This is a genomic window from Streptomyces sp. NPDC030814 (assembly GCF_055572155.1).
Map to the genome: position 1 here is coordinate 625,168 of NZ_JBVIDX010000001.1, position 7,611 is coordinate 632,778.

Annotated in this window: 4 protein-coding genes and 2 pseudogenes; 4 read left to right on the plus strand and 2 right to left on the minus strand. The window is 71.6% G+C overall.

Annotated features, from left to right (window positions below; genetic code table 11):
- Position 1 precedes the first annotated feature (1 nt).
- Together ACZ43N_RS02580 and ACZ43N_RS02585 are read left to right on the plus strand one after the other, a co-directional pair.
- Positions 2–1,681 carry an AMP-binding protein gene (locus ACZ43N_RS02580; protein ID WP_468094497.1) on the plus strand — a complete coding sequence of 560 codons (1,680 nt, stop codon included), beginning with the start codon at positions 2–4 and terminating at the stop codon, positions 1,679–1,681.
- A complete protein-coding gene (locus tag ACZ43N_RS02585; protein ID WP_468094498.1) occupies positions 1,678–3,288 on the plus strand; it encodes an AMP-binding protein in 1,611 nt (536 codons plus the stop codon). The genes ACZ43N_RS02580 and ACZ43N_RS02585 overlap by 4 nt, the downstream gene beginning before the upstream one ends.
- Positions 3,289–3,370: 82 nt before the next feature.
- Here ACZ43N_RS02585 and ACZ43N_RS02590 read toward each other — a convergent pair whose 3' ends face one another.
- Positions 3,371–4,084, minus strand: a complete 714-nt coding sequence (locus ACZ43N_RS02590; protein ID WP_468094499.1) for a hypothetical protein — start codon at positions 4,082–4,084, stop codon at positions 3,371–3,373.
- Between the two features lie 107 nt (positions 4,085–4,191).
- Here ACZ43N_RS02590 and ACZ43N_RS02595 point away from each other — a divergent pair.
- Positions 4,192–4,557, plus strand: a pseudogene (locus ACZ43N_RS02595) (thiamine pyrophosphate-dependent enzyme); the annotation flags it as partial.
- 949 nt (positions 4,558–5,506) lie between these two features.
- Here the strand turns inward: ACZ43N_RS02595 and ACZ43N_RS02600 are convergent.
- Positions 5,507–5,956: pseudogene (locus tag ACZ43N_RS02600) on the minus strand (TIM barrel protein); the annotation flags it as partial.
- A 243-nt stretch (positions 5,957–6,199) separates the two neighbouring features.
- Between ACZ43N_RS02600 and ACZ43N_RS02605 the strand changes: the two are divergent.
- A partial coding sequence (locus ACZ43N_RS02605; protein WP_468094500.1) for a hypothetical protein occupies positions 6,200–7,611 on the plus strand: 1,412 nt, incomplete at its 3' end.

Below are 7,611 nucleotides of genomic sequence, written 5' to 3' on the forward strand. Positions count from 1 at the left end.
CATGTCGGCGAGGACGAGCGCCACGGAGGAGTTCCGGGCGGCCAGGGACTTCCTGCTGGCCCACCGCGAGGACTACGCCACGGCCTGCAAGGGCTTCACCTGGCCGCGCCCCGACTTCTTCAACTGGGCACTCGACTGGTTCGACGAGATCGCACGCGGGAACGACCGCACGGCCCTGCACATCGTCGAGGAGGACGGCACCGAGACCCGGCTGACCTTCGCCGAGATGTCCGAGCGCTCCTCCCGCGTCGCGAACTGGCTGCGCGCCCAGGGCGTACGCGCCGACCACCGCGTCCTCGTCATGCTCGGCAACCAGGTGGAGCTGTGGGAGACCGCCCTCGCCGCCATGAAGCTGCGCGCCGTCGTCATCCCCGCCACCCCTCTGCTCGGTCCGGCCGACCTGCGCGACCGGGTCGAGCGGGGCCGGGTCCGGCATGTGATCGCACGGGCCGGGGACGCCGCCAAGTTCGACGAGGTGCCCGGCCGTTACACCCGCGTCGCCGTCGGCGGCACCGCGGACGGCTGGCGGCCCTACGAGGACGCCTACGCGGCCCCCGCAGACTTCGCGCCGGACGGCGAGACCAACGCCTCCGACCCGCTGATGCTGTACTTCACCTCGGGCACCACGGCCCGGCCGAAACTGGTCGAGCACACCCATGTGTCGTACCCCGTGGGCCACTTGGCGACGATGTACTGGATCGGCCTGAAACCGGGGGACGTCCACCTCAACATCTCCTCGCCCGGCTGGGCCAAGCACGCCTGGTCCAACCTCTTCGCCCCGTGGAACGCGGAGGCGACCGTCTTCATCCACAACTACACCCGCTTCGACCCGGCTCGGCTGCTGGCGGAGATGGACCGCGCGGGCGTCACCAGCTTCTGCGCCCCGCCCACCGTGTGGCGGATGCTGATCCAGGCCGACCTGACCCAGCTGCGCACCCCGCCCCGCGAGGTCGTCGCCGCGGGCGAGCCGCTGAACCCGGAGGTCATCGAGCAGGTGCGGCGGGCCTGGGGGGTCACCATCCGGGACGGCTTCGGCCAGACCGAGACCGCCGTCCAGGTCTCCAACAGCCCTGGCCAGGAGCTGAAGACCGGCTCGATGGGTCGGCCGAGCCCCGGTTTCCAGGTGGTCCTCCTCGACCCGGTCTCGGGCGCCCCCGACGCCGACGAGGGTGAGATCGCGCTCGATCTGTCCAACCGCCCCGTGGGCGTGATGACCGGCTACCACGGCGACCCCGACCGCACGGCGGAGGCCATGGCGGGCGGTTACTACCGCACCGGCGACATCGGCTCCCGCGACGAGGACGGCTACATCACCTACGTGGGCCGCGCCGACGACGTGTTCAAGGCCAGCGACTACAAGATCAGCCCGTTCGAGCTGGAGAGCGCCCTGCTGGAGCACGAGGCCGTGGCCGAGGCGGCCGTCGTGCCCGCGCCGGACGAGGTGCGGCTCGCGGTGCCGAAGGCGTACATCGTGCTGGCGGCGGGCTGGGAACCGGGCCCGGACACCGCGAAAGTGCTCTTCGAGCACTCCCGGACCGTCCTCGCGCCGTACAAGCGCATCCGCCGGCTGGAGTTCGCCGACCTCCCGAAGACCGTGTCCGGCAAGATCCGCCGTGTCGAGCTGCGCGAGGCCACGGCCGAGGGCTCGGACGCCGAGTACCGCGAGGAGGACTTCCGGTGAGCGGCAGCGGCGGGCCCGCGGGCGAGCCGTCGTACACGCACGGGACGAGCGGTACGGCCCTCCTCGGGGACACGATCGGCGCCAACCTCGACCGGGCGGTGGCGGCCTGGCCGGACCGCGAGGTGCTCGTCGACGTACCGTCCGGGCGGCGCTGGACCTACGCCCGGTTCTCGGCGGACGTCGACCGGTTGGCGTACGCGCTGGTCGCGAGCGGGATCAGCAAGGGCGACCGGGTGGGCATCTGGGCGGTCAACTGCCCCGAGTGGGTGCTCGTCCAGTACGCCACCGCGCGGATCGGCGCGATCATGGTGAACATCAACCCGGCCTACCGCACCCACGAGGTCGAGTACGTCCTCAACCAGGCCGGTGTGTCCCTGCTGTTCGCCTCGCTCAGCCACCGGACGAGCGACTACCGGGCGATGGTGGAGCAGGTGCGCGGGAACTGCCCGCGGTTGCGGGAGACCGTGTACATCGGCGACCCGGGCTGGGACGAGTTGATCGCGCGCGGGACCCCCGTCCCGTTCGAGGAGCTGTCCTGCGACGACCCGATCAACATCCAGTACACATCGGGCACCACGGGTTTCCCCAAGGGGGCGACCCTCTCCCACCACAACATCCTCAACAACGGTTACTTCGTGGGCGAGACGATCGCCTACACCGAGCAGGACCGGGTGTGCGTCCCCGTGCCCTTCTACCACTGCTTCGGCATGGTCATGGGAAATCTGGCGGCCACCTCGCACGGGGCCTGCGTCGTCATCCCGGCACCGTCCTTCGACCCCAGGGCCACCCTGGAGGCCGTGCAGCAGGAGCGCTCCACCTCCCTGTACGGCGTGCCGACGATGTTCATCGCGGAGCTGAACCTCCCCGACTTCGCGTCGTACGACCTGTCGTCCCTGCGCACCGGCATCATGGCGGGTTCGCCCTGCCCGGTGGAGGTGATGAAGCGGGTCGTCGCCGACATGCACATGGCCGAGGTGTCGATCTGTTACGGCATGACCGAGACCTCGCCGGTCGCCACGCAGACCCGGCGCGACGACGACCTGGAGCACCGCACCGGCACCGTCGGCCGGGTCCTCCCGCACATCGAGGTGAAGATCGTCGACCCGGCCACCGGTGTCACCCAACCCCGTGGCACGGCCGGTGAGTTGTGCACTCGCGGCTACAGCGTGATGCTCGGCTACTGGGAGGAGCCCGCGAAGACCGCCGAGGCCGTCGACGCCGGCCGGTGGATGCACACCGGGGATCTGGCGGTGATGCGCGAGGACGGGTACGTCGAGATCGTCGGCCGGATCAAGGACATGATCATCCGGGGTGGCGAGAACATCTATCCGCGGGAGATCGAGGAGTTCCTGTACGGCCACCCGGGGATCGCCGACGTCCAGGTGGTCGGTGTGCCGCACGAGCTGTACGGCGAGGAGGTCCTCGCCTGCGTCATCCCGCGAGACCGCGCGCGGACCCTCACCCTGGAGGAGCTACGGGCCTACTGCGAAGGGCAGTTGGCGCACTACAAGATCCCGAGCGCGCTGCGGATCATGGATACCTTTCCGATGACGGTGTCGGGGAAGGTCCGCAAGATCGAACTACGGGAGCGGTACGCGGCCGAGTAGACGCCCCGCGAGACGGCCCGCGTACGGCCCGCGTTCTCGCCGCGTGGGCCGCACCGCGCCCGGGCTTCGGGTCTTCCCCGGGTCACGCCCCGGCGCCGGTCGCGACCAGTTCCACCGCCGCGGCGTTCACCGGCTGCGGGGTGCCCGTGAGGTCCAGGACGAACAGGGCGACGCCCAGGCGGTCGGCGCGGTCGCGGGCGTCGTCCGCGTATCCGGCGAGCGAGAAGTGGACACCGTCGCAGGACTCGGCCAGGGCGGTCAGCCACAGGCATTCGACGTCGCGCAGCGTGGCGGGTTGGACCAGCGGGTGCACCTGCGCCAGGACGCCGCGGGCGGCGAGCCCGATGCCGTGGGGCTGGCGGTGGTCGGCCCGGCGGACGTCCCGGTAGCCCAGCCAGCGCAGATAGAGGGCGACGGCGGTGACGGCGTCGCGTGCGGTGCGGATGGTGACGGGCTGGAAGGTGGCGCGTGGCTCGGCGGGTGGTGGGGCGGGCGGTTCGGCCAGGTCGCCGGTCTCGGGGCTGGGGGGCTGTGAAGCGCGCGTCACGGGCACCCGCAGCACGGTCCCGCACGGGCAGCCGAGCTCCGGCTGGGGCCACTGGTCCGCGCGTCCGCAGCTCCCGCAGCGGACCGTGACCCAGTCCTCGTCCCAGGTGTGGTGGGTGAGGGAGACGGGGTTGGCTCGCCGGTTCAGGGGCGGGGCGACCGGGGTGCCGCACGCGCAGGGGAAGGCGGGCGCGGCGTACTGGTGCTCCCGCCCGCAGTCCGGGCATCGCACCGCCATGGTCTCGCTCATGTTCCACCCCACCACCGAGCTCGCCGGGTCCGTCGCACAGCCCCCTCATCGTCCTCCAGCCGGGGGTGCGCCGGCAGCAGAACACCGCGACGGGCGAGGAGCGATGCTCCTACCTGGGCCTCATCCGGCAGGCGCAGCGGGCCTTCGAGATCGACTTCCAGGTCAATCTGGAGTTCGAGAACATCAACTCGCCCGAGCTGGGCGTCTACGGCGTCGACCACGTCAAGGTCGCCGAGGGGCTTGGCTGCAAGGCGATCCGGGTGACCGACCCGGCCGACCTTGGCGCCGCCTTCGAACAGGCGAAGAAGCTCGCGGCGGAGTACCGGGTGCCGGTGGTCGTCGAGGTGATCCTGGAGCGGGTCACCAACATCTCGATGTCCACGACGAACGACATCGGTGCCGTCGTGGAGTTCGAGGAGCTCGCGACCGAGCCGTGGCACGCGCCGACGTCGATCAGGCCCCTGAAGGTCTGACCGGACCGGCCCCTGAGGGTCTGACCGGGAGGGGGCCGTGCGCCGGCGCGACCTCGCATGACGCGAGCCGCTTTGCCACGCCGCCGCACGGCCCCCCTTCCCCCCGGTGCCCCCCGTTTCCCCTGGTCTCGCGGCCCCGTTCCCCCGTGTTGACCGAACCCGCGAACCCGCGATCCCGCGATCCCGCGAACCCGCGATCCCGCGATCCCGCGATCCCGCGATCCCGCGATCCCGCGATCCCGCGATCCCGCGGACCCTGTTTCCCCCGTGTCCGCGGTGCCCGCGTTTCCCCGTACCCACGACGGAGCGTTCCCCCGTTGAGGCCCGCCGCCCCCGTGCCGGCGGGCCTCTTGTGTTGAGGATGTGCCCGCACCCAGGGGCAGTTGAAGCCCCCTGACAGGGGTTCAGAGGTTGATTTGAGGGTTCCGTAGCTGCTCTACGCACGCTTGCGTAGACGGGGGGCTGGCGCGTGCCCGTCGGCCATCGCGGTCCGCAACCGGTCGGGGGCGTCGCGGAGTTCCTTCGAGCCCCAGGGCTGTCCCGATCCGCGGTGGATCGGCGCACGGAGTCGGGTGCGGTGCGTCGCAAGGCGGAGGAGCGTCCCGATACTGGATGGATGCGGGCGTTCCGACAACGCGGCGAGGTGCCGTAGCCGGTGTCGTGCGCCGGCCGGGGATTACGGCACAGCCCTTGGACGGCCCGGTGGCTGGAACGCATACGCCGGGGCGGCCGTGTCGACCTCGAGGCGGGTCAGCATTGGATCTTCGGCGGCCGGTTCGTGGGCGGGGCCGTCCACGGCAGGACCGTGCCGGGCGACGAGGTCGCATCCCGCTGATACGGGAGGTGAATACGGGAGGACCGAGCGTGCGCTGGGCGGTCAGGAAGAGGAGCGGGCACCCCGGGGCCGCGGACGGGAGGGGAGTCGTTGTCGTTGCCCGCCGCTGGGACCGGCGCCTATCCGGTCGGCGGCCCGCGCGGCGAGCACCAGATTCTCCAGCGCGAGCGCGTCCTGTTCGGCGGGGTCCACGCCCTCGACGCGGTTGCCGTACAGGGCATTGAGGGCCGTGCAGCCCACCGACCGCGCGAAGTCGGCGACCACATCGATGTTGGCCCGGAACCTCTCCGACTCCTCGCCGGGGATGGACAGGGCGCCGCGGTCCGGGCCCGGCAGCTGCCCGGCGTAGAAGTTGAGCCCCGTCAGCCGGACGCCGGCGTCGTCGAGCGCGCCCTTCAGGGCGTCGAGCTCCGACTGCCCGGGGGTGGGGGAGTCGACCCAGGGCCACCACAGTTCGACCGCGGTGAAGCCGGCCGCGGCTGCGGCCGCGGGGCGCTCCAGGAGCGGGACTTCCGTGAAGAGGATCGACAGGTTGACGTTGAAGCGCTGCGCTGCGAATCCCATGGGCCCTCGGACGCTCCCTTCCGTGCCACTTCCAGGTCCAAAACTTCCACATTGCGGAAAATGTTTTCTGTGTAATGGAAGATTGTCGCTCGTAGTCGGAGCTTGTCAAGAGGGCTCGGCCGAAGCCACGCCGTGGGTGACCCTCGAACGGCTCACGGCGCTGCGCCGGAGGAGGCGGGAGAGCGTGAGCGGTGTGACGGTGGTGGAAGGGATGAGCCGGCGCACGCACAGGAGGAGGGCGCGATGGCGTACGGACCGGTCGACAGCGGCACGGCATGCCCGGCCAAGGGCATGGACACCGGCCTGCCACCGGACCCGTCCCCGGGGGCCTTCGAGCAGGTCACCGCCGTCGCCGACGCCGTCCTCTACGAGGGCTACCTCCTGTACCCCTACCGGCGGTCCTCCGCCAAGAACCGCGTCCGATGGCAGTTCGGGGTGCTGTTCCCCCGGGAGTGGGTGGAGGCGGACGGCCCTGTCGTTCCCGGTGTGTCCGGTTCCGCCGATTCCTGGTATCAGCGGACCGAGTGTCTGCTGCGCGTCCAACGGCCCGACGCGACCGTCCGGGTGAGGCTGCGTCACCTGCAGACGCAGCGCAAGCAGGTGGAGGAAGCCGACCGTGACGGCGGCCACCGTGCCGTCGAGTCGCTGCGGACCGACGACGGCACGGTGCATCTCACCTTCGACGAGGCGGTCCCGTGCGAAGTCGACGTCATGGTCCCGCTGGACGACCTGCTGCGCGACGAGAGGACCGTTCCGGTGGTGGCGGCCGCCGACGAGGACATCGAGCCGCTGCCTGGTCGCGCCGGGCGGGTGGTGCGGCGTCGCCAGGAGGTGAGGGCGAGCCTCACCCTGGCGGCGGAGCGGCTCGCGGGTGACGTCTGCCGGCTCCGCGTACGCACCGCGAACTCCGCGGCCGGCCTGGAGCCCCGGGCACCTCGCGACGAGGCGCTGCGCCGGGCGCTCGTCGCCACGCACACGCTCATCAGCGGTGACGGCGTGGAGTTCGTCTCACTGATCGATCCACCGGCGGACCTGGCCGACCACGCGCGGGCCTGCCGCAACGAGTTCACCTTCCCCGTCCTCGCCGACGAGCCCCCCGCCGGCCCCGTCGTGCTCTCCGCGCCGATCATCCTCCCGGACCACCCCCAGGTGGCTCCGGAGAGCCCGGGCGACCTGCACGACGCGGCGGAGATCGACGAGATCCTCACGCTGCGCACCATGCTGTTGACCGACGAGGAAAAGCGAGAGGCGCGCGCCACCGACCCGCGGGCTGCAGCGATCCTCGACCGGGTCGACACCATGCCCCCGGAGGTCTTCGCACGCCTCCACGGCGCGGTCCGCTCCCTGGCCCCTGTCACGATCCCGACCGCCGTCATGCCGCCCCCGGCTTCGGTCGCCGCCCCATTCGACCCGGCGTCGGCCGCCGGCATGCCGCCCCTGGCTCCGGGTATCGCCCCGGCAACTTCGACTTCGGCCGCGGCCATGTCGCCTCGGGCGCCGGGTGTCGCCCCAGCCGACCCGGCGCCAGTCGCTGCCTCGGACGCCGGTATGTCGCCTCTGGCTTCGGTCGCCGCCCCATTCGACCCGGCGTCGGCCGCCGGCATGCCGCCCCTGGCTCCGGGTATCGCCCCGGCAACCTCGACTTCGGCCGCGGC